16 protein-coding genes and 1 pseudogene are annotated in these 23700 nt (G+C 64.6%); 5 read left to right on the top strand and 12 right to left on the bottom strand.

Annotation, left to right across the window (positions count from 1 at the left end):
• Position 1: 1 nt before the first annotated feature.
• From RB623_RS16225 to RB623_RS16215, 3 genes are all read right to left on the bottom strand, one after another.
• Positions 2 to 364 (bottom strand): OsmC family protein, encoded by a 363-nt coding sequence (locus RB623_RS16225; RefSeq protein WP_308057933.1) that lies wholly within the window; start codon positions 362 to 364, stop codon positions 2 to 4.
• 109 nt (positions 365 to 473) lie between these two features.
• On the bottom strand, positions 474 to 2390 hold the full coding sequence (locus tag RB623_RS16220; protein ID WP_308057932.1) for a LuxR C-terminal-related transcriptional regulator: 1917 nt from the start codon (positions 2388 to 2390) through the stop codon (positions 474 to 476).
• Positions 2387 to 2857, bottom strand: a complete 471-nt coding sequence (locus tag RB623_RS16215; RefSeq protein WP_374121690.1) for an Lrp/AsnC family transcriptional regulator — start codon at positions 2855 to 2857, stop codon at positions 2387 to 2389. Before RB623_RS16215 ends, RB623_RS16220 begins: the two co-directional genes overlap by 4 nt.
• A 111-nt stretch (positions 2858 to 2968) precedes the next feature.
• On the opposite strand from RB623_RS16215, the gene RB623_RS16210 reads away from it, so the two are divergent.
• Complete coding sequence (locus RB623_RS16210; RefSeq protein WP_308057930.1) at positions 2969 to 4417, top strand: aminotransferase class V-fold PLP-dependent enzyme; 1449 nt, start codon at positions 2969 to 2971, stop codon at positions 4415 to 4417.
• A 184-nt stretch (positions 4418 to 4601) separates the two neighbouring features.
• Here RB623_RS16210 and RB623_RS16205 read toward each other — a convergent pair.
• Positions 4602 to 4808: pseudogene (locus RB623_RS16205) on the bottom strand (transposase); the annotation flags it as partial.
• 289 nt (positions 4809 to 5097) lie between these two features.
• On the opposite strand from RB623_RS16205, the gene RB623_RS16200 reads away from it, so the two are divergent.
• Together RB623_RS16200 and RB623_RS16195 are read left to right on the top strand one after the other, a co-directional pair.
• On the top strand, positions 5098 to 6219 hold the full coding sequence (locus RB623_RS16200; RefSeq protein WP_308057929.1) for a hypothetical protein: 1122 nt from the start codon (positions 5098 to 5100) through the stop codon (positions 6217 to 6219).
• 420 nt (positions 6220 to 6639) lie between these two features.
• Positions 6640 to 9021, top strand: coding sequence for a phosphoketolase family protein (locus RB623_RS16195; protein ID WP_308057928.1), 2382 nt, complete (start codon positions 6640 to 6642; stop codon positions 9019 to 9021).
• A 183-nt stretch (positions 9022 to 9204) separates the two neighbouring features.
• On the opposite strand, the gene RB623_RS16190 is transcribed toward RB623_RS16195, so the two are convergent.
• Entirely contained in the window at positions 9205 to 9585 is a 381-nt protein-coding gene (locus RB623_RS16190) for a hypothetical protein (protein ID WP_308057927.1), read from the bottom strand.
• Positions 9586 to 9607: 22 nt separating this feature from the next.
• Here RB623_RS16190 and RB623_RS16185 point away from each other — a divergent pair, with 22 nt between their 5' ends.
• The gene (locus RB623_RS16185; protein WP_308057926.1) at positions 9608 to 11215 is read left to right on the top strand and encodes a LuxR C-terminal-related transcriptional regulator; all 1608 of its coding nucleotides are present in this window, start codon (positions 9608 to 9610) and stop codon (positions 11213 to 11215) included.
• A gap of 162 nt (positions 11216 to 11377) precedes the next feature.
• Here RB623_RS16185 and adhP read toward each other — a convergent pair whose 3' ends face one another.
• From adhP to RB623_RS16150, 7 genes are all read right to left on the bottom strand, one after another.
• The gene (gene adhP, locus RB623_RS16180; protein WP_308057925.1) at positions 11378 to 12418 is read right to left on the bottom strand and encodes an alcohol dehydrogenase AdhP; all 1041 of its coding nucleotides are present in this window, start codon (positions 12416 to 12418) and stop codon (positions 11378 to 11380) included.
• Between the two features lie 79 nt (positions 12419 to 12497).
• Positions 12498 to 15230 (bottom strand): cation-transporting P-type ATPase, encoded by a 2733-nt coding sequence (locus RB623_RS16175; RefSeq protein ID WP_308057924.1) that lies wholly within the window; start codon positions 15228 to 15230, stop codon positions 12498 to 12500.
• Between the two features lie 73 nt (positions 15231 to 15303).
• Positions 15304 to 16488: an acetate/propionate family kinase gene (locus RB623_RS16170; RefSeq protein WP_308057923.1), complete on the bottom strand. Its 1185-nt coding sequence runs from the start codon at positions 16486 to 16488 to the stop codon at positions 15304 to 15306.
• The gene (locus tag RB623_RS16165) at positions 16485 to 17885 is read right to left on the bottom strand and encodes a bifunctional enoyl-CoA hydratase/phosphate acetyltransferase (RefSeq protein WP_308057922.1); all 1401 of its coding nucleotides are present in this window, start codon (positions 17883 to 17885) and stop codon (positions 16485 to 16487) included. The genes RB623_RS16170 and RB623_RS16165 overlap by 4 nt, the downstream gene beginning before the upstream one ends.
• A 330-nt stretch (positions 17886 to 18215) precedes the next feature.
• Positions 18216 to 19328, bottom strand: a complete 1113-nt coding sequence (locus RB623_RS16160; RefSeq protein ID WP_308057921.1) for an ABC transporter permease — start codon at positions 19326 to 19328, stop codon at positions 18216 to 18218.
• Between the two features lie 2 nt (positions 19329 to 19330).
• Positions 19331 to 22144 carry a ribosome-associated ATPase/putative transporter RbbA gene (rbbA, locus tag RB623_RS16155; RefSeq protein ID WP_308057920.1) on the bottom strand — a complete coding sequence of 938 codons (2814 nt, stop codon included), beginning with the start codon at positions 22142 to 22144 and terminating at the stop codon, positions 19331 to 19333.
• Complete coding sequence (locus RB623_RS16150) at positions 22108 to 23175, bottom strand: HlyD family efflux transporter periplasmic adaptor subunit (protein ID WP_308057919.1); 1068 nt, start codon at positions 23173 to 23175, stop codon at positions 22108 to 22110. Before RB623_RS16150 ends, rbbA begins: the two co-directional genes overlap by 37 nt.
• Positions 23176 to 23464: 289 nt before the next feature.
• Here RB623_RS16150 and RB623_RS16145 point away from each other — a divergent pair, with 289 nt between their 5' ends.
• Entirely contained in the window at positions 23465 to 23605 is a 141-nt protein-coding gene (locus tag RB623_RS16145) for a hypothetical protein (RefSeq protein ID WP_308057918.1), read from the top strand.
• Positions 23606 to 23700 lie beyond the last annotated feature (95 nt).

The following is a 23700-nucleotide window of genomic DNA, read 5'->3' as shown; positions in this document are numbered from 1 at the left end:
GTCAGTTCACCAGTTCGAATTCGCAGTTGAGGGAATTTGTGACAGTGCAGATGCGCTTGGCGTCCTTGGCGATCCGCGCCGCTTTGTCGGCGCTCGCCACGCCAATGGCATAATGGATGGAAACCGTCCCCACCCGGCTCGGCTTCGCCTCGGCCTTGCGGGCGACCACATGTGCCTCCACGGCACTGGCCGGTTCGCCGAGGGCATGCTGGACCATCTGACAGCTCTTCGCGAAACAGCCGGCCACCGCGCCGACGAGATGATCGACCGGCCCCCATGCCGACGCCGGCGCGTCGTCGACGGCCCCGCCATCGTCGAGCCGAACCAGATGCAGTTCGCCCTGCGGCGAAAGCTGCGCGCGCATCCTCCATTGCATCGCGGTCGACCTCCCTGTTCCCGTTCGTCGTACCCTACGGAAAGCCGTCGGCTCCAAGTACGGAAATTGGGATAGGTTTTTCTGTTTTTGGGATAGGTTATTCGCTGAGCAGGCGTCGCTCGAACGCCATCGCCATGGCGGAGTCGCGGTCCGCCGCGCCGAGCTTGCGGTAGATGTTCCTGAGATGGAACTTCACCGTCGGCACCGACACGCCCAAGCGGCGGGCGATGGTCTTGTTCGGAACATGCTCGGCCAGCAGGAACAGGATACGCTCCTCCTGCCGCGTCATGCCGGAGCCGTTCTCCCCGCGGCGCCTCGGCACATCGGGCAGTTCGCGCAGGAAGCGCGCCAGCCGCGGTGACCGCAGCAGCCCGGAACGCGCAGCCTTGTTTCCGGCAACGCGTTCGAGCAGGCCGCGGTTCTCGTCGATCAGCGCCACAAGGCGGCCGTCGCGCTGCAACTCGAAGAATCCTGTCAAGGCATCGCGCCGGCCGGGCTCGTTGCCGGTCGCGAGGCAGGCCACACCCCGCCAGAGAAACGCCTGCGCCCGCTGCCGCGGCGTCGCCTGCGGCGCGTCGGCGAGGCTCGCGAGCGCCGCATCGGCAGCCACGTCGTGCGGGTCGGCCTCGACAGCGCTGCGCAGCGCGGCAAGTGCGAGATCGATGTCGTCTTGCTGCGTACAGAGCGCCCGCCTGGCGGCGCCCAGGTCGCCTGCTGCCGCCAGGTTGCGCTCGGCCGAGACGCGAAGCAGCAGCTCGTCCGCCTCCTGCCAGCGCCGATGCGCCTGCAGGACGGTGAGTTCATGCACATTGACGATGCGCACGAAACGGTCGGATCGCCATTCCTGCAGCCGCCAGCGGTCGAGGAACGAGCGTGCCGCGGCCAGCGTCACGTGGGTCGAGAGCGCCAGGCAGCCATAAGCAATGATCGGTTCGGCCACCGACGGCCAGATCTCGCCGAAGCGTGTCTCCGGGTCGTCTGAAAGCGCAAAACCGATCAGCGGCTGCGCATCTCCAGCCTCGTAGGCGGCGATGAGGTTGAAGGCGGATAGCAGCCGGTGGTCGTTCGGCGAAGCATCGCTGAACTCGGCGAGCCGCTGGCTGCCGCGCTCGAGTTGCCGGTTGCCTTCCACCAGCCGGCCGCGCACCAGGTTGATCAGGGCCAGATAGAGGTCGATATAGAAGGCAAGCAGGATAGCATTCGCGCTCTCGTAATGGTGGCGCGAGCGCAGCCCGGCTTCCGCGGCCGTGTCCCAGTTGTGCTGGCGCACAAACACGTCGAGCGCGACGTTGTAGAGCAGGCCGCGCTGGATCGAGCTGTCCAGCGGCAGCCGGCCCAACAGATCGAACAGACGCTCCAGGTCGCGCTTGCCGATCGGCTCTTCCATGTAGATCGCATAGATGAAGCGGAAACACTGGAAGTCGGTGCCGTACGCCTCGACAGGGAGCCGGCCGGCGAACAGGCGTTCGCCGGATGCGCCGAAGCGTTCCTGCACGATGAACTCGGCGCGGCTGAGATTGCCGGCCTTCAGCGCGTTGACGGCCGCAGCCAGCACCAGCGTCTCGTCGTTGCCGCGCAAGGTTTCCGGGAAAAGCTCGAGCAGAGATGTCGCGGCGTGCAGGCCGTGAACCATCGAAAAGAAGGCGCCGCCCTCGCGCCGGAACATGACCAGCGCTTCCTCAAGCGCACCCGCTGCGATCAAGCCGTTGATGCGCGGGACCGCCGCCTGCTCCCGCCCCGGCCCTTGCCGCATGCGCGCCGCGACCGCGGCAACGAGGTCAGCCATCGCCGGCTGGCGGAAGCGAACGTATCCGCGTTCGCGGTCGACGACCAGAACGGACGGCAGCCGAAGCTGCAGGTCGAGACGCAGTTCCGGCGCGATCGTGTCGAGCCTCAGGCCCTCACGCGTGGCTGCGATCTCGGTCAGCAAGTCGACCATCTCCGGGGTGATCGCACCGAGCAGATCCCGTGCAAGATCGGCCGCCAGACCGCGATCGCACGGATCGGCCGTCATTTCAGCCTGCCTAGATCCACGGCGCGGTTGTTCAGGATAGCTTCCATGGAGAAGAAGCCGGTGACAGTGGCTAGGTCGAAGTTGGTGATCAGCTTTTGGTAGAAGGCATCGTAGCCGGACATGCCGCGCGTCGTGACCTTGATCAGATAGTCCCAGTCGCCGCCGATCCGGTAGAAATCGGTTACCTCCGGCAATCGCTCGACATGCGCGCGGAACTGGTCGGCCCACTCCTTCGAATGGTGGCGCGTGCGCACCATCACGAAAACGATGAGGTCGAAACCCAGCGCCGTGAGGTCGATCGCGGTGCTGGTCCCACGGATGACGCCGCTGGCGTTCAGCCGCTGCAGCCGGCGCCAGCATGCGTTCTGCGACAGGCCGATCTGGTCGGCCAGATCGCGCTGGGAGATGCTGCCGTCCTTTTGCAGACAGGTCAGTATCTTCAGATCAATCGCATCGATTTTTTCCATTTTCTCGATCAAACGACACAGGCGTCGCCTGAAATGGCACGAAATCGATAAGGTTTCAACGGGCGATCGTCGCTACGCTTGTCGGCGACGGTTTTCCTTGGAGCATCCGCCGTGAACGCCCAACGTCCCGAACTTCCCGCAGGATTGCTTTCCGGCTTCCGCCACGGCCTCGAGCAGGGCAACGTCCTCGCCGCGCTGGCCGACGGTCTCGTCGGCAAGGACACCGTGATCGACGGACCGTTCGGTCCAAAGCCGCTGGTCTATGCCGACTACGTCGCCTCCGGGCGTGCGCTCATGCAGGTCGAGCGGTTCGTGCTCGAACAGGTGCTGCCTTACTACGCCAACAGCCACACCGAGGCGTCCTGGTGCGGCGGCTTCATGACGAGGCTGCGCCGCGAGGCCCGCGCCGCGATCGCCGCGTGCTGCGGCGCGAATGCCGAGCATGCGGTCATCTTCACCGGGTCAGGCGCAACCGCCGGCATCAATCGGCTCGCTACGCTGTTCGGGGTCGGGCCCGGCACGCTGGTTGTCATCGGGCCTTACGAACATCATTCCAACATCCTGCCCTGGCGCGAAAGCGGCGCCGAGGTGATCGAGGTCCCGGAAGCCGCCGAAGGCGGCCCCGACCTCGCGTTGCTCGCCGATGCCCTGGCGGAAGCCGGCGAGGACCGCCGCATCGTCTGCGCCTTCTCGGCGGCATCCAACGTGACCGGAATCGTCACCGACGTCGCGGCTGTCACCCGCTGCGCCAAGGCGGCCGGGGCGCTGATGATCTGGGACTATGCCGGCGCCGGCCCCTACCTGCCAATCGCCATGGCGCCCGAAGCCGGCGTCGAGATCGACGCGGTCGTCGTCTCGCCGCACAAGTTTATCGGCGGACCCGGCGCGTCGGGCGTGCTGATCGTCCGCTGCGACGCCGTCGTGTCGGAGCGGCCGACCTGGCCAGGCGGCGGCACCGTGCGTTTCGTCTCGCCGACCGCGCATGACTACAGCGAAAACCTCGAGGCGCGAGAGGAAGCCGGCACACCCAATGTCGTCGGCGACATCCGCGCGGCGCTGGCGTTCCTGGTCAAGGACGTGATCGGCGTGGAGACGATGCGCAGCCGCAACCGCGAGATGACACGCCGGGCGATCGCCTCCTGGTCCGGCATCGAGCGCCTGAAACTGCTTGGCCTGCTCGACGCCGAGCGGCTGCCGATCTTCTCCTTCCGGGTGCGCGACGGCAAAGGCGGCCATGTCCACCAGCAACTGATAACACGCATGCTGAGCGACCGCTTCGGCATCCAGGCGCGCGGCGGCTGCGCCTGCGCCGGTCCGTACGTGCACCGTCTGCTCGGCATCGGTCCGGCCCAGTCCGAATCCATGCGGCAGGCGATCCTTGCGGGCGACGAGATCGCCAAGCCCGGCTTCACGCGGCTGAATTTCAGCGTGCTGCTGTCGGATGCGAAGGTCGCTTTCATTCTGGACAGCGTCATCAAGCTCGCTGTGGAGGCCCCGCAGCATGCCGGGCGATACGACTTCGACGGATCGCGGGCGATCTTCTTCCCGCGCGCTGCCTGACCGTCGGTCGCCCTCACCTCCGCTGCCGCTCCAAGGAGATGCGTTTATTGTGATATTATCGCGGCCGGCGAGGTCCCGCGCACCAGCCGTGGCAGTTGGCGGCTTAGAGTCGCTTGATCTTTATGTTGAACTCCGGGCGAACTTAGAAATCGAAAACTACGCTGGAAATCTTATAGTTGCTTGTGGTTCTGGCGGCGGCCTTTCGCAGGAGGGCCTTGAGTTTGGAGAAGGCCATCTCGATCGGATTGAAGTCGGGCGAGCATGGCGGCAGGAACAGGAGCCGGGCGCCGGTCTTTTCGATCGCCTCGCGCACGACGCCGATCCTGTGGGCTGGCAGATTGTCCATGACCACGATGTTGCCGGGGCGAAGCTTGGCTGCGAGAACCTGCTCGGCGTTGGCATCGAGCGAAAGAGGGACGTGCAAGCAGGCGGCCTCGACAACCACGGAATTCGCGCACTTGTCGGGATCGAGCGCGAGCCAATATTTGGCGCTTGTTTGGTAGATTGCGTAGAGGATCAGACGCTCCGGCTTCCGTAACATCGAGCAGCGTATCCGCAGGACGCCATCGTGCTGGATGCGGACACGGCGGATTGTCTGTGGTATTCGTACGACGCCCTCACGGCCGCCGAAATCAACCGGCTACATCGATACCCTCGCGATCGTCAGGAGAAATGCGCCAATGCTTTACGTCGATGTACCCACCCTTCCCGAGCTCAAGGAACTCATCAGTTCACGTGCGGACGCGTGCTTGTCAATCTGCTTGCCTACCACACCAGAGACTCAACACATCACGGGCAGCAAGATAGCGTTCGGCAACCTGGTCAAGACTGGACTGGAGCAACTGGAAGCACGCGGCTTGGACAAACGCCGAAGAGATTTGATCGAAGCCCAGTTGACCCATTTGGCGGATGACGAGGATTTTTGGAGGGTGCAGGCCAACAGTCTGGTTGTCCTTGCCACGGCCACCAGTATTCGGACGTATCGGCTCGCCACCGTCGTTTCCCCCTTGGTGCAGGTTGCCGATCGTTTCTATTTGAAGCCGCTGCTTCGTAGCGTGGCGTTTCCCCAGACGGCGTTCGTCCTGGCGCTGTCAGAGAATGCGGTCCGCCTGATCGAGATTTTCGCCGACTCGCCCCCGTCCGTCGTGCAGGTAGCGGATTTGCCGAAAAGCGCGGCTGACGCCGCGGGCCGGGCTTCGGTGAACAACCTCACCCAGAACACGCGATTAGCGAACGCCGAGGGCCAAACGGTCCTGCTGCGGCAGTTCGCGAGGAAGGTTGATGCCGCCATACGCACGGTTCTTGCGGGCCGGAGCACACCTCTCATCGTGGCCGCAACCGAACCGCTAGGGCCGATTTTTCGTAGCTTGTGCAGCTACCCCGCGCTTCTCGGTCAAGGCATTGCGGGGAGCCCCGACCGCTTGACGGAGTTGGAATTGGCGACGGAGGCGCGTTCGCTGCTGGACATTTTTTACAGGGAGCAGATCGACGACGTCAAGGCATTGTACGAAGCGCGCTTCAACAGCCGCCGCGCCACCACGGATATAGTCGAGGCGGCGCGTGCCGCGACCAACGGCGCGATCGAATCCTTGATGGTTGATATCGATGGCATGGTGTACGGAACCGTCGACGAAACCGATGGCGCCGTCGTCTTCGCCGATACGCCCGAGGCTGGGGCTTATGATATCGTGGAAGAAATAGCCGGCAGAGCAATATTGGCAGGCGCTGGGTTTCTCGCGGTTCGAAACGAAGACGTTCCCGGAAATGCTCCGCTGGCAGTTACCCTGCGCTACCCAATATAGGTGCGAGGACATGTCGATACGGCGTCTGGACATCGTCGCATGTTTGAGCTGTATCCGGCGAAGGTCGTGTTCCGACCCATTCGGACGTACGAGCACGAAAGCAGGCGCAAGCGAGGTCCTTGCCGGCATCGAATGATGCACATGATGCGCAAACGGCAGGCGGTTTACCCTTGTTCACTGCGACCCCCAATCGCCGAACAGATCGAAATCCTTACCGCATGATCATCGTTACGAAGCGCTCGATTGTATCCAAAAGCACGGTTTGCAACGGAGCGGCCGTCCTTCATATTCGTCGAGCCACGATGGTGGTCCTGGCAGCGGCTCGCCGGCAGGCATGCCGCTTCGACAGCGGTGCGGCGGGTAATACATCTAGCCTTTGCCCTATATCCCAATATGTTGTCAGGTGCGGGGAGACGACAGATGCCGGAGAAACCCATGGCTATGGACAAGCAGACTCTTGAGCAGATGAACCGATACTGGCGCGCGGCGAATTACCTCTCCGTCGGCCAGATCTACCTCATGGACAATCCGCTGCTGCGCGAGCCGCTGAAGGCCGAGCATGTGAAGCCGCGTCTGCTCGGACATTGGGGCACAACGCCCGGCCTCAACTTCATCTATGTGCATCTCAACCGCATCATCCGGGAACGCGATTCGGACGTGCTCTACATCTGCGGCCCCGGCCATGGCGGCCCGGCCATGGTCGCCAACACATGGCTCGAAGGGACTTACAGCGAGATCTATCCCGAGATCAGCGAGGACGTCGGCGGCATGCGCCGGCTGTTCAAGCAGTTCTCGTTCCCCGGCGGGGTGCCGTCCCACGTGGCGCCGGAAACGCCGGGCTCAATCCATGAGGGCGGCGAGCTGGGCTACGCGCTGGTGCATGCCTTCGGCGCGGCGTTCGACAATCCGGATCTCGTCGTCGCCTGCGTCGTCGGCGACGGTGAGGCCGAGACCGGCCCGCTTGCGGCCGCGTGGCAATCGAACAAGTTCATCAATCCCCGGACCGATGGCGCAGTGCTGCCGATCCTGCACCTCAACGGCTACAAGATCGCCAATCCGACCTTTTTGGCGCGCATGGCCGACGACGAGTTGCGCAACCTGTTCACCGGGCTGGGCTATGACCCGATATTCGTCGAAGGCCACGACCCGACGCCCATGCACAAGGCGATGGCGGCTGCCCTGGACACGGCGTTCGACAGCATCGGCAAGATCCAGCGGAAGGCGCGCGCCTCCAAGGGCGACGTCGAGCGGCCACGCTGGCCGATGATCGTGCTGCGCAGCCCCAAGGGCTGGACCGGCCCGAAGGAGGTGGACGGCCTGAAGGTCGAGGACTTCTGGCGTTCGCACCAGGTCCCGGTCGCCAATGCGCGCGGCAACGAGGCGCATCGGCGCATCCTCGAGGAGTGGATGCGCAGCTACCGCGCCGAGGAGCTGTTCGACGAGAATGGAAAGCTCGTCCCCGAACTCAGGGCGCTGGCGCCGGACGGCAGGAAGCGCATGGGTGCGACCCACTACGCCAATGGCGGCCTGCTCAAGCGCGACCTCGTGCTGCCCGACTGGAAGTCGTTCGCGCTGGCGGTCGAAGAGCCGGGCGCGACGGTCGGCGAGGCGACCCGGGCGATGGGCGTCTATCTGCGCGACGTCATGCGCGACAATGCCGAGGCGCGCAACTTCCGTCTGATGGGGCCGGACGAGACGGCTTCCAACCGGCTCGACGCCGTGTTCGAGGTTACCGACCGCGTGTGGATGGAGAAGATCGAGCCTTACGACGTCCACCTCGCGCAGGAGGGACGCGTCATGGAGGTGCTGTCGGAGCATCTGTGCCAGGGCTGGCTGGAGGGTTATCTGCTCACCGGCCGGCACGGCCTGTTCTCCAGTTACGAGGCGTTCATCCATGTCGTCGATTCGATGGTGAACCAGCACGCGAAATGGCTGAAGACGACTTCGGAACTGCCCTGGCGCGCGCCGATCGCCTCGCTCAACTATCTGCTGACCTCGCATGTATGGCGGCAGGACCATAACGGCTTCAGCCATCAGGATCCGGGATTTGCCGATTTCATTGCCAACAAGAAGGCCGAAATCGTGCGTCTTTACTTCCCGCCCGACGCCAACACGCTCCTGTGGGTGACCGACCACTGCCTGCGGACCTGGAACCGCATCAACGTCATCACCGCCGGCAAGCAGCCGCAGCCGCAGTGGCTGACCGCGCAGGAGGCCGAGCGCCACTGCCTGGCCGGCGCCGGCATATGGGAATGGGCCTGCACATGCCCGGCCGGCGAGGAACCGGACGTGGTGATGGGCTGCGCCGGCGACGTGCCGACGATGGAGACGCTGGCTGCCGTCGACCTTTTGCGCACCAGCCTCCCCGACCTCAAGATAAGGGTCGTCAACGTCGTCGACCTGATGACGCTGCAGCCGCACATCACCCATCCGCACGGCTTCACCGACGCCGAGTTCGACCATCTGTTCACCAGGAGCAAGCCGGTCATCTTCGCCTATCACGGCTATCCCTATCTCATCCACCGGCTGACTTATAAGCGCAACAACCACGACAACTTCCACGTGCACGGCTTCCAGGAAGAGGGCACGACCACGACGCCGTTCGACATGGCGGTGATGAACGAGCTCGACCGCTTCCATCTCGCGCTTGCCGTCATCAAGCGGGTGCCCGGCCTTGCCGGCAAGGCGCGTGCGCTGGCGGCCGAGATCGAAGGCAAGCTCGCCGCGCATCACGACTACGTGCGCGAGCACGGCGAGGACATGCCGGAAATCCGCGACTGGCGCTGGCGGCTCGCGCCATAGCGCCGAGAGCCGGCCGCCGGCCCAAGGCGCGGGCGGCCGGATTCCGCCAGGTAATCGGTGTGCTCGCCATTTTGTAGATAGGGCCTTTCAATATGAACTTCGCACGCCATGGGGGCGGCGGTTCTGCTGCGAGCGCGGACCGAACGGGTCTTGGCTACCCTCGATACGACCGGGTGCCTGCGTCTATTCGCCAAGCCAGTACGGGCGAGAACACTCAAGTGGGGGCGATGAGCGCTCCGGACCGTGGGCGACAACGAGCAACCCTGAGCAAGGTCGGATCGCTTTACCAGCCGTCACATCGGAGGTGATCCTGTAACCCTGCGAAATCAGCTGCAATTTCGTCTCCTCGAAGTGCCGCTTGAAACCATTTTCAATTTGGCTGCGTGGATACCGCCACCCGTTCCTGCATGCTCGTATGAGGATGTCGAAGTATTGTCGTGCGCTGGCAACGCGCACCTCATTCTCCGAGATTGATCCCGCGTCTTTTTGTATCTCTCCCGAGATGCCTGGACCCACCAGCAGCGCGAACGCCAGCAACCCTGACAACACCGATAGCTTACGCATACCTCGCTCCTGTGAAATGTGGTTGCCAGCGCATGACTGGCGAACCGTGCACAGAGGCTATGATTGTTCGGGCCTGCGCGGCATCGTGCAGATGCTGTGTTTTCTTGTCGGCATTTGTAGTATTTTTGAACGGCCGCCTGCCCTGAGCTTCTCTCTGCAACGTTCAAGCTCAAACGGAGGTGACGTGGCGCTAAATGAGGAAAGCGGTCCGCTGACCGGCCTGTCAGGCCGCGAGCGAGTCATTGCGGCGAAGTTTGCGGAAGGCATGACCTATCGCGAAATAGGTGAGGCGCTTTTCATAGCACCTTCAACGGTCCGAACTCATCTGGCCGCGATTTACCGAAAGCTCGACATTCGCAGTAAAGTAGCGCTTGCCACCTTGCTCGGCGATCATCGCGACGCAACGCACCCACCTTCTCAAACCGAGCAGCCGTCGGCAGACAGGTCCGGACCACCAATCCTCGCTGTCCTGCCTGTCAACATTCTGAGTTCGGGTGAGCATTGGAACCGCTTCGCGGACGGTATGGCGGCGGACCTTATCGCCGACTTGGCCCGTTATCCCGACATTGCGGTAATCGCCCGCCAGACCATGAACTCGTACAAAGGTCGAGGAGAGGACGCCCGTTCCATAGGGCGAGAACTGAATGCCGACTACTTGCTGGAGGCAACCTTGCAGGCGAGAGAGCAGCGGCTTCGCATTTGCGTGCAACTGGTCGACGCACACACCGGGATCGACTTGTGGACATCGCGGTACGATCGGTCGGCCGAAGACCTCTTCGCAGTGCAGGACATGGTCACCGAGAACGTCGTCAATGTCCTTGCGAGCTGTTGTGGGAGGCTCGCAAGACTTCGACGCGATGTGGTCCGGCGCAAACCTCCGGCCAGCCTGCGCGCATATGACTATTACCTTCTGGGCGTTGAGCAGCATAACTTGTATACACGCTCTTCCCACGCGGAGGCCGTCCGGCTTTTGTCCCGTGCCGTCGAACTCGACCCCAGCCTTGCAAGGGCTTGGACCGTTTTGGGGCTGGCGCATGCAGTGGCCGTGATTAACGCATTCACCACTGACCCTTCCGCAGCCAAGGAGAAGTGGAGGTCATGTCTCGAGCGAGCATTGGCGCTCGACACGGGTGACACTCACGCGCGCATTTGCCTTGCTGAAGTGAGGGCATTGCAAGGTGACCTTGATGCCACGGAAAGGGAATATGATCTTGCACTGGCCGCCGCCCCGAACGATTCCGACACGCTCGCCTTGCTTGCGGGCGGGAGGACGTTCGTCACGGGCGATCCGAGAAATGGGTATGAACTGGCGAAACGGGCGATTCGTCTCAATCCCTACGTGCCTTGGTACTATAGCATGTTAGGCCGCTCCAGCTTTGTCGTGGGCCTGCAGAGGGAGAGTTTGGCCGCGTTTGCTCAGGCTCCGTCGGACTCACCGGCCACGCTGCTGTTTCAAGCGATGGCACATGCCATGCTCGGCGAAGCACCTCAGGCGATAGAGATTGCAGACCGGTTGGCGAGAGAATTTCCGGACCTTTCGGCCGAGGGGTTTATCACCTCGTATCCAGTCACCAATCCTCCTGCCGTTGCCGCGATACGCGAGGGTGCCCGCCGCGCAGGGCTGAGCTAGCTAGCCCCCCTCACCCGCACGGCAAGCCTTGCCAGGCCCTAGCCGCGCTGACGACCTCCATCGCGGTTGCCGGCTCGATCGGTGACACGTCCAGACTGTCCCTGACTAGGGGACGACGTCCGTGAGTGGCGATGAAAGCCGATCGGACGGCCGGGTTTTTCGCTATGAGGTGAAGTCGAGGACCATCCGGCCCTCGATCTTGCCTTTCCTCAGCTTAGTCAAGATCGCGTTGATGTCCTCCAGCGGAGCCTTTTGGATCTCCGCCTTGACCTGGCCGCGGGCGGCGAAGGCGATCGCCTCGTCGAGGTCGCGGCGGGTCCCCACGATCGACCCGCGCACCGTGATGCGCTTGAGCACGACGTCGAAGATCGGCGTCGGGAAGTCGCCGGGCGGCAGGCCGACCAGGCTGACCGTGCCCCTTCTCCGTACGATGCCCAGCGCCTGCGAGAAGGCCGGCGGCGACACCGCCGTGACCAGCACGCCATGGGCGCCGCCGCCGGTCGCCTCGATCACCTCGGAAACCGCGTCGCCAGAGCGCGCATCGACGGCCGCGTCGGCGCCCGATTGCCGCGCCAGTTCCAGCTTCTCGGGCGCGATGTCGAGGGCCACGACGTTCAGCCCCATCGCCTTGGCGTACTGGATCGCGACATGGCCGAGCCCGCCGACGCCGGAGATGGCGACCCACTCGCCCGGCCGCGCCTCGGTCTCCTTCAGGCCCTTATAGGTCGTGACGCCCGCGCACAGGATCGGCGCGATCTCGGCGGTGTCTACGCCTTCCGGTATGCGTCCGACGAACGGGGCGGCGGCCACGACATACTCCGCAAATCCCCCGTCGCAGCTATAGCCGGTGTTGTGCTGTTGCTCGCAGAGCGTCTCCCAACCGGTCTCGCAATATTCGCAGCGCATGCAGGCGTCGTGCAACCAGGCCACGCCGACGCGTTCGCCCAACGCCAGTTCGCTGACGCCGGCGCCGAGCGCAACCACGATGCCGACTGCTTCATGGCCGGGAATGAACGGCGGGCTCGGCTTGACCGGCCAGTCGCCGTCGGCCGCGTGAAGGTCGGTATGGCAGACGCCGCAGGCCAGCACCTTGACCAGAACCTCGCCCCGGCCCGGCGCCGGCACCGGAACTTCTTGCACGACAAGCGGCTTGCCGAATTCATGCACGACGGCGGCTTTCATCATCTTGGGAATCTTGGACATCGGGGTGCTCCTTTTGCTTGGCCTAAACTTCAGATTCACTGCCCCCAGGAATCCGCACTTTCGTTCCGGTTCGAACCGCTCAGGCTGCCCGCCACGCCGACGGCCATAGCCGTCGCATGATGACCTTCTCGGCCTCCAGTATGATCATCGTCACGATGCCTATGCCGATAATCAGCAGGCCGTCCGCGAGCCCAACCGGGGCGCTGTCGAAAAGCGCGTGCATGAACGGCGCGTATGTGAATGCGAACTGCGCCACGACGACAACGGCGATCGCTGTCATAACGGCCGGCGTGCCCGCCGCGCCGATCAGGCTGAACGACGTCATGTGCAGGTAGCGCACGTTGAACAGGTAGAAGATCTCCATCACCACGATGGTGTTGACGACCATCGTGCGGGCAGTCTCCACGTTGTAGCCCCGCCTCGTCGCGTACTCGAATATGCCCAGGACGGCGATGGTGAAGAGCAATGACACGAAGGCCAGCCGCCAGAGCAGAAAAGGGGAAAGGATCGGGGTATCACGGCGCCGAGGCGGACGCTGCATGACGTTCGGCTCGGCGGGCTCGAAGGCCAGCACGAGGCCGAGCGTGACGGACAGGATCATGTTGATCCAGAGTATCTGGACCGGCGTCATCGGCAGGACCAGGCCGAAAATGATGGCGAAGACGACGACCAGAGTCTCGCCGCCATTGGTCGGCAGCGTCCAGCCGATCACCTTGCGGATGTTGTCGTAAACGGTTCGCCCTTCATGGACGGCGGCGACGATCGAGGCGAAATTGTCGTCGAGAAGCACCATTTGCGCCGCTTCCTTGGCGGCCTCGGTGCCTTTTCTTCCCATGGCGACACCGACGTCCGCCTGCTTGACGGCCGGGGCGTCGTTGACGCCGTCGCCGGTCATGGCGACGATATGGCCGTTCGTCTGGAGAGCCCGCACGATCCTGAGCTTGTGCTCTGGCGTGGCGCGGGCGAAGACGCTCGCCTCTTCAGCCACCTTGCGCAACTCGTCGTCCGATATGCCGTCCAGTTCGGTCCCTTCGATCGCCCTCGGATCGTCGGCGATGGCGAGCTGCCTGGCAATGGCGACGGCCGTGCCCGCATGGTCTCCGGTGATCATCTTGACCGCGATGCCGGCCGAGCGGCATTCGGCCACGGCGCGGATCGCCTCGTCGCGCGGGGGATCGATGAAGCCGACGACGCCGAGGAAGGTCAGTTCCGTCTCGACCAGGCCGAATTCCAGGCGCTCGACGCCGGGGCCGGCCGGCTTCACCGCGAAGCCCAGCAGGCGCTCGCCCTTTGCCGCTGCGTCGTCGATGCGCTGTTGCCAGTATTGCGTGTTTACCGGGCCGCCGCCGGCCTCTTGCGCGCACATCGACATCACGCGTTCCGGCGCGCCCTTCACGAAGATGCGGGCGCCGCCCCCTGGCTCGCGGTTCAGCGTCGCCATGAAGCGGTGTTGGGCGTCGAACGGGATCTCGTCGACCCGGGGCCATGCCTCGCGTTCGGCGTCGGGAAGCAGGCTCGCCTTGGCGGCCAGCGCGACAAGCGCCCCTTCCATGGGATCGCCCCGCACGCTCCAGGCGCTGTCAAGCTCGACGAGGTCGGCGTCGTTGCAAAGCAGACCGGCGCGGATCAGGTCGTCCCGAACCGGATCGTCTGCCGGCTTGCCGCCCTTCGGATCGGCGAGCGCACCGTCGGGCGCATAGCCCGAACCGCTCGCCTCGGTCAGTCCGGCCGGCGTCGCGACATGGCGCGCCGTCATTTCGTTCTTCGTCAGCGTGCCGGTCTTGTCCGAGCAGATAACGGACGTGGCGCCGAGCGTTTCCACGGCAGGCAGCCGCCGCACCACAGCGTTACGGGCAGCCATGCGGCGGACGCCGATCGCCAGCGTGATTGTGATGACCGCGGGCAAGCCTTCAGGCACGGCACCAACCGCCAGCGCCACCACGACCATCAGCGCATCGACCGCATCGTAGCCGCGGAAGAGCATGGCGAAGGCAAACAGCGCAGCCGCCACCATAATGGCGAACCCGGTGAACCATCTGCCAAACTGGTTGATCTGCGCGAGCAGCGGCGTCGTCAGCGTCGCGACTTCGCTGATGAGGTTCGAGATGCGGCCGATCTCGGTCGACGCGCCGGTGGCAACCACGACGCCCATCGCTTGCCCGGTCGGGACGAGCGTTCCCGAAAAGAGCATCGAGTGGCGGTCGCCAAGGGGGGCGTCGTCGCGGACCGGCTCCTCGGTCTTGTCGGCCGGCACCGATTCGCCCGTCAGTATCGCCTCGTCCGCCGTCAGGCCGCGCGCGCGCAGGATGCGGATATCGGCCGGCGTTTTGTCGCCCGCCTCCACGACGACGACATCGCCCGGAACGATGTCGCGGGCGTCGATCTTGTGGCGTTCGCCGCCGCGCACGACGACCGCGTGCGGCGCGATCATGTCGCGGATCGCGTTGAGCGCCTGCTCGGCCTTGCCCTCCTGGACGAAGCCGACGATCGCGTTGACCAGCACCACCGCGAGGATGACGCCGCCGTCGACCACATGCCCCAGCGCCGTCGCCGCGACGGCGGCCGCCAGCAGGAAATAGATCAGCGCATTGTTGAACTGCGCCAGGAAGCGCAGCACCGGATGCTGGCGCGCTGTCGCCGGCAACTGGTTCGGGCCACCCGCCCGCAGCCGGCGCGCCGCCTCGTCCTGCGTCAGCCCCTCGGCGCTCGTCTCCAGCGCGGCCAGCACGTCGTCAGCGGCCGCCGCATGCCACGCCTTCGGCTCCGCACCTGCCTGCCTGGGACCGGTGCTGACATCCGCTATTGCCGCCATCGCGCTTCCATCCTTGCCTGCATCGGCGACGCACTTCCCGCCTGCGAAAGGACCAGCACGCTCTCGCCTGTCGTCACGCGGCTTTCGCCTTCACGACGGAAAAGGCTTCCTCGGCGATGACCTGCTCCTCGTCGGTGGGAATGACCAGGACTGCCACGCGGCTCGCCTTGCTGCTTACGACCGCCGCATTGCGCTCATTCGCAGCCGCATCCAGCTCAACGCCGAGCCAGTCCAGCCGCGTGCAGACGCCGGCCCGGACGGAAGGCTGGTTCTCGCCGATGCCGGCGGTGAAAACGAGCGTGTCGAGGCCGCCGAGCGTGGCGGTCAGCCGCGCCACCTCGCCAGCGATGCGCAGGGTGAAGAGATCGATCGCTTCCCGCGCCCGCGGGTCCTTGCTCTCCAGCAGCACGCGGCTGTCGGCGCTGATGCCGGAGACACCGAGCAGACCCGAGCGATGGTAGAGAATGGCCTCCACCTCCGCGAGCGCGAGCCCGCCGGCGCCAAACAGATGCAGCAGCACGCCAGGATCGAGCGCGCCGCAGCGCGTCGCCATGGGAACGCCGTCGAGCGTGGAGAACCCCATGCTGGTGTCCCGGCTCGCGCCATCCTCCATGGCGCAAAGGCTCGCACCGCTGCCGAGATGGGCGGCGACGACCTTGCCCCGGACCGCCTGCGGCGTCCTGCGAGCCAGCTCCCCGGCGATGTATTTATAGGACAGGCCATGGAAGCCGTAGCGCTTGACGCCGCGGTCGTGAAACTCGCGCGGGATCGCGAAGCGCCGGACGATCTCGGCGTTCGTGCGATGGAACGCCGTATCGAACGAGGCGACCTGTACGAGTTTCGGCCCGAAGTCGCTGATCGCGCGAATCAGGCGCAGATTCTGTGGCTGGTGCAGCGGCGCCAGCGGCGTCAGCGCCGCGATGGCGTCGATCGTGCCGGCGTCGAGGCGCACCGGCCCAGCGAAGCGGTCGCCGCCATGCACGACGCGGTGCCCGGCAGCGACGATCTCGCCAATGTCGAAATGCCTGGCCAGGCCGGCGAAGGTTTCGGACACGACTTCGGTCAGGTCCTCTCCCGGCCGGGCGTCCAGTTTCGTCTGGCGCACCTCCTTCCCTTCGCCGACGCTCAAGGTCAGCGGATCGTGACGAAAGTCGATCACCGCACGCGTTAGCCGGTGCGGGCGGTCAGCGGCGACATCGAAGACGCCGATCTTGACCGTCGAAGAACCGGCGTTGAACGTGACCAGCGATTTGCTCATGCCGACGCTCCCTTCGGGAGACGCGCAACCGAAACCAGCTTGGCGAGTGCTGCCGAAGCTATGCGCGCCGAGAGTGGATCGGAGCGGCTTGTCAGCACGATCGGAACCCGCGCGCCGAGCACCAGCCCCGCCGCCTTGGCCCCGGCGAAGTAGATCAGTTGCTTGGCCAGCATGTTGCCGGCTTCGAGATCCGGAACGAGCAGGATGTCCGCCGCGCCGGCAACGGACGAGACGATGCCCTTGGTGCGGGCGGCGTCGGGGCTGATGGCATTGTCGAAGGCCAGCGGTCCATCCACCCTGGCGCCAGTGATCTGGCCGCGCTGGGCCATCACGGTCAGCGCCGCGGCATCGAGCGTGGCGGACATCTTGGGATTGACGGTCTCGACCGCGGCCAACACCGCAACCCGCGGCTCATCCCAGCCAAGGGCGCGCAACAGATCGACGGCGTTCTGGCAGATGTCGCGCTTGTGCTCGAGCGACGGCTGGATGTTGATCGCGGCGTCGGTGACGATGATCGGTTTTGTGTATGCGGGCACGTCCATTGCATAGATATGGCTGATGCGCCGCTCGGTCCTGAGGCCCGAATCCGGCGCCACGATCGCGCCCAGCAATTCGTCCGTGTGCAGGCTTCCCTTGACGAGCACGGAAACCTCGCCCGTGACCGCAAGCTCGGCAGCGCGCGCCGCGGCGGCATGGCTGTGCTCGACCGGATAGATCGCGATCCCGTCCAGCGAGACCTGCGCGGCCTCCGCCGCCGCACGGATCTTCTTCTCCGGTCCCACAAGGACAGGTTCGAGCAGGCCCTCGTCGCGCGCTTCGATGGCGCCGGCGATCGAAGCGGCCGAACAGGGATGAACGATCGCGGCCCGGACGGGCGGCGTTTCCTTCGCGCGCCTGACCAGCGATTCGTAGCGGTCGTGCCGCCTCAGCGACACATCGGGCAGCCGCGTGCGCGGCCATTCGATGCTGTGTTCCGGAGCGATCACGGTCGCCGTTCCGGTCAGCACCTCCTCGCCCTCATGATTGGTGCAGACCGTGGCAAGCGTCACGATGCGCTTGTCCGTACGCTTGTCCTTGACCGTAACGGTCGCCGTGATCGTGTCGCCTGGAGCCACCGGCTTGAGAAAGCTGAGTTCCTGGCCGAGATAGATCGTACCCGGGCCGGGCAGTTTCGTGCCGAGCACCGCCGAGACGAGCGCGGCCGTCCACATGCCATGCGCGACGATGTGGCCGAAGTGGCCCGTTGCCGCGAATGCGGCATCCAGATGCGCCGGGTTCACGTCGCCGGAAACGGTGGCGAAAAGGTCGATGTCGTCGCGTCCGACGATGCGCACCACCGAGGCTGTGTCGCCTGCGCGCAGTTCGTCGAAAGTCCGGTTGCGGAGGAAATCATCCATCAGCCTCCGCCTCCCGGAAGGCACACAAGGAGGCTGGCATCCATCCCCTTCGTCGTCCGCATATCGCGCTGCGCCCTGTCGCGAGGGTTTTCCCGACCGACGAAGCGCTCTGTGTCCGGGAAGCGTGGCGTCTCAGTTGGCATAAGCTTTCCTTGCCGATCCGTGCTCGAAGAAGCTACGTTCGAGACCCCCCTTCAGCAGGCTACTTTTACGTTCTGGCCGGGTCAACGCTTTGTCCGCGCTCAAGACATTTGAGACGGGTCATCCTTTTCATCGGCAGCGGCGATTGCTCGGACAGAGCCGTTGCCTTCGTGGAGCGACGTACCCGTTTCACCGCAGTGATTTGCGGAAGCGGCCGAGAGCGAAGGCGAACAGGACCGCTCCGATGACTATCAGCGCAAGGAATTGAGGCCACACCACTTCGATTCCGGCGCCGCGGAACAGGATGGCCTGGCCGAGGATGACGAAATGCGTGTTCGGCGCGGCGAGCATGATGGTCTGGATGAATTCGGGCATGCTTTCCCGCGGCGTGGTGGCTCCGGACAACACCTGGAGAGGCAGCAGCACTAGCATCAACAGCAGCCCGAACTGCGCCATGGAACCGGCGACGGTGGCGAGAAAAATCCCCAGCGACGTGGTGGCGAAGAGGTGCAGCGCCGTGCCGACCAGGAAAAGCGCGATCGACCCCTCGATAGGCACGCCGAGCGCGCCGCGGACGATAAAGATGATCGACGCCGCCGACGCGACCAGCACGACGAGCGCCATCGAGAGTACCTTGCTCAGCATGATCTCGGCCGGCGTCACCGGCATCACCAGAAGATGCTCGATCGTCCCGTGCTCGCGCTCGCGGATGAGGGCGGCTCCCGTCAGCACGATCGACAGCATGGTGATCGACGAAATCACGTTGGAAAGCGCGCCGAACCAGCCCTTGTTGAGTTCCTGGTTGAAGCGCGCACGCAAGGCAAGGTCGACAGGAACGCTGCTCGTTCCCCTGTACCGGTTCATGAACTCGTTCACGTCGGCCGACACGATGGTCTGGACGTAGCCGCCGCCGGTGAAGGCCTGGCTCATGCGCGTCGCGTCGACATTGAGCTGGATGGTCGGGCTGCGCCCGGCCAGAAGGTCGCGCTGGAAGTTCGGCGGAATGTTGAGCGCGAAGGTGTCGAGGCCGGCATCCATGCGCGCATCCATCTCCGACTGGTCGATGATGCGCGGAACCGTGAAATAGGGGGGATAGAAGGCGGTTATGATGCGCGAGGACACGGGCGACTGGTCTTCGTCGACGATGGCGATGGCGGCGCGGTTCAGCGTCTCGGGCTGCGCGGTGGCCGCCGTATAGATCGCCAGGGTGAAGGCGTAGACGATCAGGATGAGCAGCATGTAGTCACGGCCGAGGCCGCGCAGTTCCTTGACGCCCAGATTGTAGACGTTGGCGACGCGCATGATCAGGACGCCTGCTTCTTCAACAGCGCCGTCCCGAGGAGAAACAGCACCGGCACTGCGATGATAAGCGGGACGAATGAACCGGCAAGGTCGTGGAAATCCAGGCCCTTGGAGAAGGTTCCGCGCGAGATGGTCATGAAATAGGTGGTGGGGTAGATCTTGCCGACAAACGCGCCGAACCCCTCAAGCGAGGAAACCGGGTCGATCATCCCGGAATACTGCACGGCGGGGATAAGGGTGATCAGGGCCGTGGCGAAGATGGCTGCTATCTGGCTGGCGATGAAGCTGGAGATCACCAGCCCCATGCCGGTGGTGAAGATCACGTAGAGGAAGGCAGCGGCGGCAAGGGCGGGGAAGCTGCCGGTGAACGGCACGCCGAACACGGTGACGGCGAAAGCCCAGAGCATGAGGAAGTTCAGCATGCCAAGCACGACGTAGGGCGCCTGCTTGCCAACCAGGAATTCCATGCGTGTGGACGGCGTCACGTAGAAATTCACGATCGAGCCGAGTTCCTTCTCGCGCACGACGCTGAGCACCGCCAGCATGGCAGGGATCATCAGGAGAAGCAGGGGAATCACCGCCGGCACCATCGCGACCAGGCTCTGGACGTCAGGATTGTAGCGATACCGGATCTCGAGCTGGAAATTGCCGACGGTGGCGGCGTCGCCATAGAGTTCTCGCGCCTTCTGCGTGAGCCAGGTCTGGTGCATGCCTTGCACGTAGCCCCTGACGGTCTCGGCCCGCGACGGCATAGAGCCATCAATCCACGCGCCGACTTCGACGTTCGTCCCGCGCGCGACGTTGCGTCCGAAGTTCGGCGGGATCTCGATGGCCAGGCTGATCTCTCCATCTTTCATGCGCCGGTCGAGATCCTGATAGTCGGTGATCGGATCCTTCTCGATGAAATAGCGCGAGCCCGCGATCTGCTGCACATAGTCCCGGCTGATGGTGGTGTCGTCGCGGTCGAGCACGGCGAAGGTCAGGTCCTCGACATCCAGGCTGATGCCGAACCCGATGACGAACAGCAGCAGGACAGACCCGACAAGCGCCAGGCTCGCACGGATCGGATCGCGCTGCAGCTCGAGCGTCTCGCGGCGCGCATAGGCGAACATGCGCCTGAAGCTGAACGCGCTGCTTCCGGGTTGGTGCGCCGTGGCAATTGCCTCCGGCACGGGCTTCGCCGGAACCGGAGATGGCGCCGCGGGCGGCTGACCTTCCTCGATAGCCTCCTCGAGATAGGTGACGAACGCATCCTCGAGGGTCTTTGCCTTCTTGTGCGCGACGATCGCGGCTGGGGTGTCGCTGACGAGCACCTTTCCAGCGTGCATGAGGGAGATGCGATCGCAAAACGCCGCCTCGTTCATGAAGTGCGTCGACACGAAGATGGTCACGCCGTCCTTGCGCGAGAGGTCCGCCAGGATCTGCCAGAAACTGTCGCGGGCGACCGGATCGACGCCGGATGTCGGCTCGTCGAGGATCAGGATCTCGGGCGAGTGGATCATCGCAACGGCCAGCGAAAGGCGCTGGCGGATGCCGAGCGGCAGCGCTTCCGGCAGGGAGTCCATGATGTCTTCCAGATCGAAGCGCTGCGCCATCTCCTCGATCCGGCCGGGAATGGACGCCGCCGGCATGGAAAACAGGCGCGCATGAAGATCGAGGTTCTGCCGGACCGTCAGCTCGGTGTAGAGCGAGAAGGCCTGGCTCATGTAGCCGACGCGGCGGCGCACGGCCATGTCGCGTGGATCGACCTCGCGGCCAAACAGCGTGGCCGTCCCTTCGCTGGCGGGCAGCAGTCCGGTCAGCACCTTCATCGTCGTCGTCTTGCCGCAGCCATTGGAGCCGAGGAATCCGAAGATCTCGCCGCGCGGAATCTCGAAGCTGACATTGTTGACGGCGGTGAAATCGCCGAAGCGCACGGTCACGTTCTTTGCGGCGATGGCGATTTCCTCGTTCGTTTGTCCGGTTCTCGGCGGGATGACGACCTCGCTGTGTCCGCGCCGTTTCGCTTCGGGAAGGAGGGCGACGAAGGCGGCGTCGAGGTTGTCCGTTCCGGTTTTCGCCAGCAGCTCGGCTGGCGTGCCTGTTGCGAGGATTCGTCCCTCGTCCATCGCCACCAGCCAGTCGAACCCCGCAGCCTCCTCCATGTAGGCGGTCGCCACGATGACGCTCATGCCGGGACTGTCGCCCCGGATATCGTCGATCAGCTCCCAGAACTGGCGGCGCGAGAGCGGGTCCACTCCGGTGGTCGGCTCGTCCAGGATCAGCAGGTCCGGATCGTGGATCAGCGAACAGCAGAGGCTGGTCTTCTGCTTCATGCCGCCCGAGAGCTTGCCCGCGGGCCGGTCGGCGAACGGCGACATGCCGGTCCGCTCGAGCAGCATGGCGATGCGCCGTTGCCGTTCACTGCCGTCCTGGCCGAACAGGCGGCCGAAGAAATCGATGTTCTCGAAGACCGAGAGGGTCGGATAGAGATTGCGACCCAAGCCTTGCGGCATGTAGGCAATGCGATTGTAGGCCGAGCGGCGATGATTGCCGTCGGCTATGTCGCCATCCAGGACCTCGACGCGGCCCTCCTGGATGACATGCGCGCCGGCGATCAGCGACAGCAGGCTTGACTTGCCCACGCCGTCGGGGCCGATCAGCCCCACCATGCAGCCGCTGGGAATGTCCAGCGTGATCCCGTCGAGGGCGCGCCGCTTTCCATAAGAAAGGCCGACGCCCTTCAGTCGGGCGACCGGCGCCTTGTCGGTCGAGGTTCCGCTGGCCTGCGGGTCGCCTGTCACGGCGCCACCACCTCTTGCAGGAAGGCGGGCCATTCCGCTTCCGGATCGATCTTGACATAGGCCACACCCGGCAGGCCGGTCTTGACGTACTGGATGTACTTCTTGAGCAACTCAGGAGAAATCTGCGCCTTGATCCGGAACATCAGCTTCAGCCGTTCCTCCTCGGTCTCGACGGTCTTCGGCGTGAACTGCGCGACGTCGGCGACGAAACCAGCCTTGGCCGGGATGACATACTGGGGCACTGCGTCGAGGACGAGCCTGACGTCGGAGCCGATGGCGACGCGTCCCGCCTGCGCCGTCGGCAGGAAGAACGTCATGTAGACATCGCCGAGATCGACGAGGTTGAGGACGCGCCCGCCGGCGGCGAGAACCTCCCCCGGCTCGGCGACGCGGTACTGAACCCGGCCTGCGCGCGGCGAGCGCAGCACGGCATCGTTGATGTCCGCGGTTATGCTTTCTATCGCCGCCTGCGCGGCGTCAACGGCGGCCTTGGCGTCGATCACCTGCGCCTCGGACGCGCTGACAGCGGCGTCCGCCGCCGCGAGCTGCGCCTGAGCCGCACTGACGGCCGCCTTCGCCTCCAATGCCGCGGCACGGTCATTGTCGAGGATCTGCTGGGACACGTTGTCGGTGCGCCTCAGTTGTTGGGAACGCACGAGCTTCTTGTCGGCGTTCTCCTGCTGCGCCTCGCGCTGGGCGACGACGGCCTCGGCGGCCGAGCGCTCCGCCTGCCGCTGCGTCACCACGCTATTTGCGGTTTTGATGCCGATCGTCGCGCGCTTCAGTTCGGCCTCGGCCTGCCGCCGCTGGGCCTCCAACTGATCGGTGTCCATCCGAGCCAGGATCTGGCCCGCCTCGACGAAATCGCCCTCATTGGCCAGGATCTCCCTGATGCGGCCCGGGATGCGGGCGGAAATATCGATTTCGGTCGCCTCGATCCGGCCGTTGCCTGAGGCGATGCCCTCGGGCAGACCGGGATTGGAGTATTGCTGCCACGCATAGTAGCCGCCCGCGAGCAGGCCGAGAGCGAGGACTATCCAAACCCAATTGTTCTTGATGTTCATCGGGAGCGCCTCATCCTGGTTCCAGTCGGGGATTGAACTTCGGGACGCATCGCCTGCTCACGATTCATCGCGACGAGGCCGTTCGACCGCCGAAAAAGCTTCGAGACTTGCGTCATCGGGAGGGGCGCCTTCCGTACTGGGCATCGATCGAGGTCCGGGGAGACAGGGTTGCTTAAAAGCGCGAGGTGATCAAGCGTTGACCGCGCTTAGACAGAAATGAGACTCTTGCGTTGAAGGAGAGGTTCTCCGTAACTCGGGTTGTCGAAGCTCGAAATCACAGGAGAACCCCGTGCAGGTTTCCGGTCTGCCCGATCATGTTATACGCAACGCCGACGCGGTGGCGCGCGAGCGGGATGTCTGGACGCTGGCCAGGCGGCCGTCGCTGTCGGCCGCATCCTCGAGCGCCTGGTCGAGCGCGGCGGGGTATTGACGCGCCGCTCTCAGGCTTCATGGAAAGGTTCGCTTGCCTTTCCCGACCCGCATATCGCCGCGCGCGTTGTGCCGCCTGCCAATATTTCATTACGT

The sequence above is a fragment of the Mesorhizobium sp. LHD-90 genome, from assembly GCF_030929505.1.
Taxonomy (GTDB): domain Bacteria; phylum Pseudomonadota; class Alphaproteobacteria; order Rhizobiales; family Rhizobiaceae; genus Kumtagia.
Note: the sequence above shows the minus strand (reverse complement) of the source record. Positions and strands in the feature narration are given on the sequence as shown.

What these genes read in the sequence shown, in the direction of transcription:
- RB623_RS16225 (WP_308057933.1), bottom strand. Translation starts at nt 364, where the DNA reads ATGCGCGCGCAGCTTTCGCCGCAGGGCGAACTGCATCTGGTTCGGCTC.
- RB623_RS16220 (WP_308057932.1), bottom strand. Translation starts at nt 2,390, where the DNA reads ATGACGGCCGATCCGTGCGATCGCGGTCTGGCGGCCGATCTTGCACGG.
- RB623_RS16215 (WP_374121690.1), bottom strand. Translation starts at nt 2,857, where the DNA reads ATGGAAAAAATCGATGCGATTGATCTGAAGATACTGACCTGTCTGCAA.
- RB623_RS16200 (WP_308057929.1), top strand. Translation starts at nt 5,098, where the DNA reads ATGCTTTACGTCGATGTACCCACCCTTCCCGAGCTCAAGGAACTCATC.
- RB623_RS16195 (WP_308057928.1), top strand. Translation starts at nt 6,640, where the DNA reads ATGCCGGAGAAACCCATGGCTATGGACAAGCAGACTCTTGAGCAGATG.
- RB623_RS16190 (WP_308057927.1), bottom strand. Translation starts at nt 9,585, where the DNA reads ATGCGTAAGCTATCGGTGTTGTCAGGGTTGCTGGCGTTCGCGCTGCTG.
- adhP (WP_308057925.1), bottom strand. Translation starts at nt 12,418, where the DNA reads ATGTCCAAGATTCCCAAGATGATGAAAGCCGCCGTCGTGCATGAATTC.
- RB623_RS16175 (WP_308057924.1), bottom strand. Translation starts at nt 15,230, where the DNA reads ATGGCGGCAATAGCGGATGTCAGCACCGGTCCCAGGCAGGCAGGTGCG.
- RB623_RS16170 (WP_308057923.1), bottom strand. Translation starts at nt 16,488, where the DNA reads ATGAGCAAATCGCTGGTCACGTTCAACGCCGGTTCTTCGACGGTCAAG.
- RB623_RS16165 (WP_308057922.1), bottom strand. Translation starts at nt 17,885, where the DNA reads ATGGATGATTTCCTCCGCAACCGGACTTTCGACGAACTGCGCGCAGGC.
- RB623_RS16160 (WP_308057921.1), bottom strand. Translation starts at nt 19,328, where the DNA reads ATGCGCGTCGCCAACGTCTACAATCTGGGCGTCAAGGAACTGCGCGGC.
- rbbA (WP_308057920.1), bottom strand. Translation starts at nt 22,144, where the DNA reads ATGGCCCGCCTTCCTGCAAGAGGTGGTGGCGCCGTGACAGGCGACCCG.
- RB623_RS16150 (WP_308057919.1), bottom strand. Translation starts at nt 23,175, where the DNA reads ATGAACATCAAGAACAATTGGGTTTGGATAGTCCTCGCTCTCGGCCTG.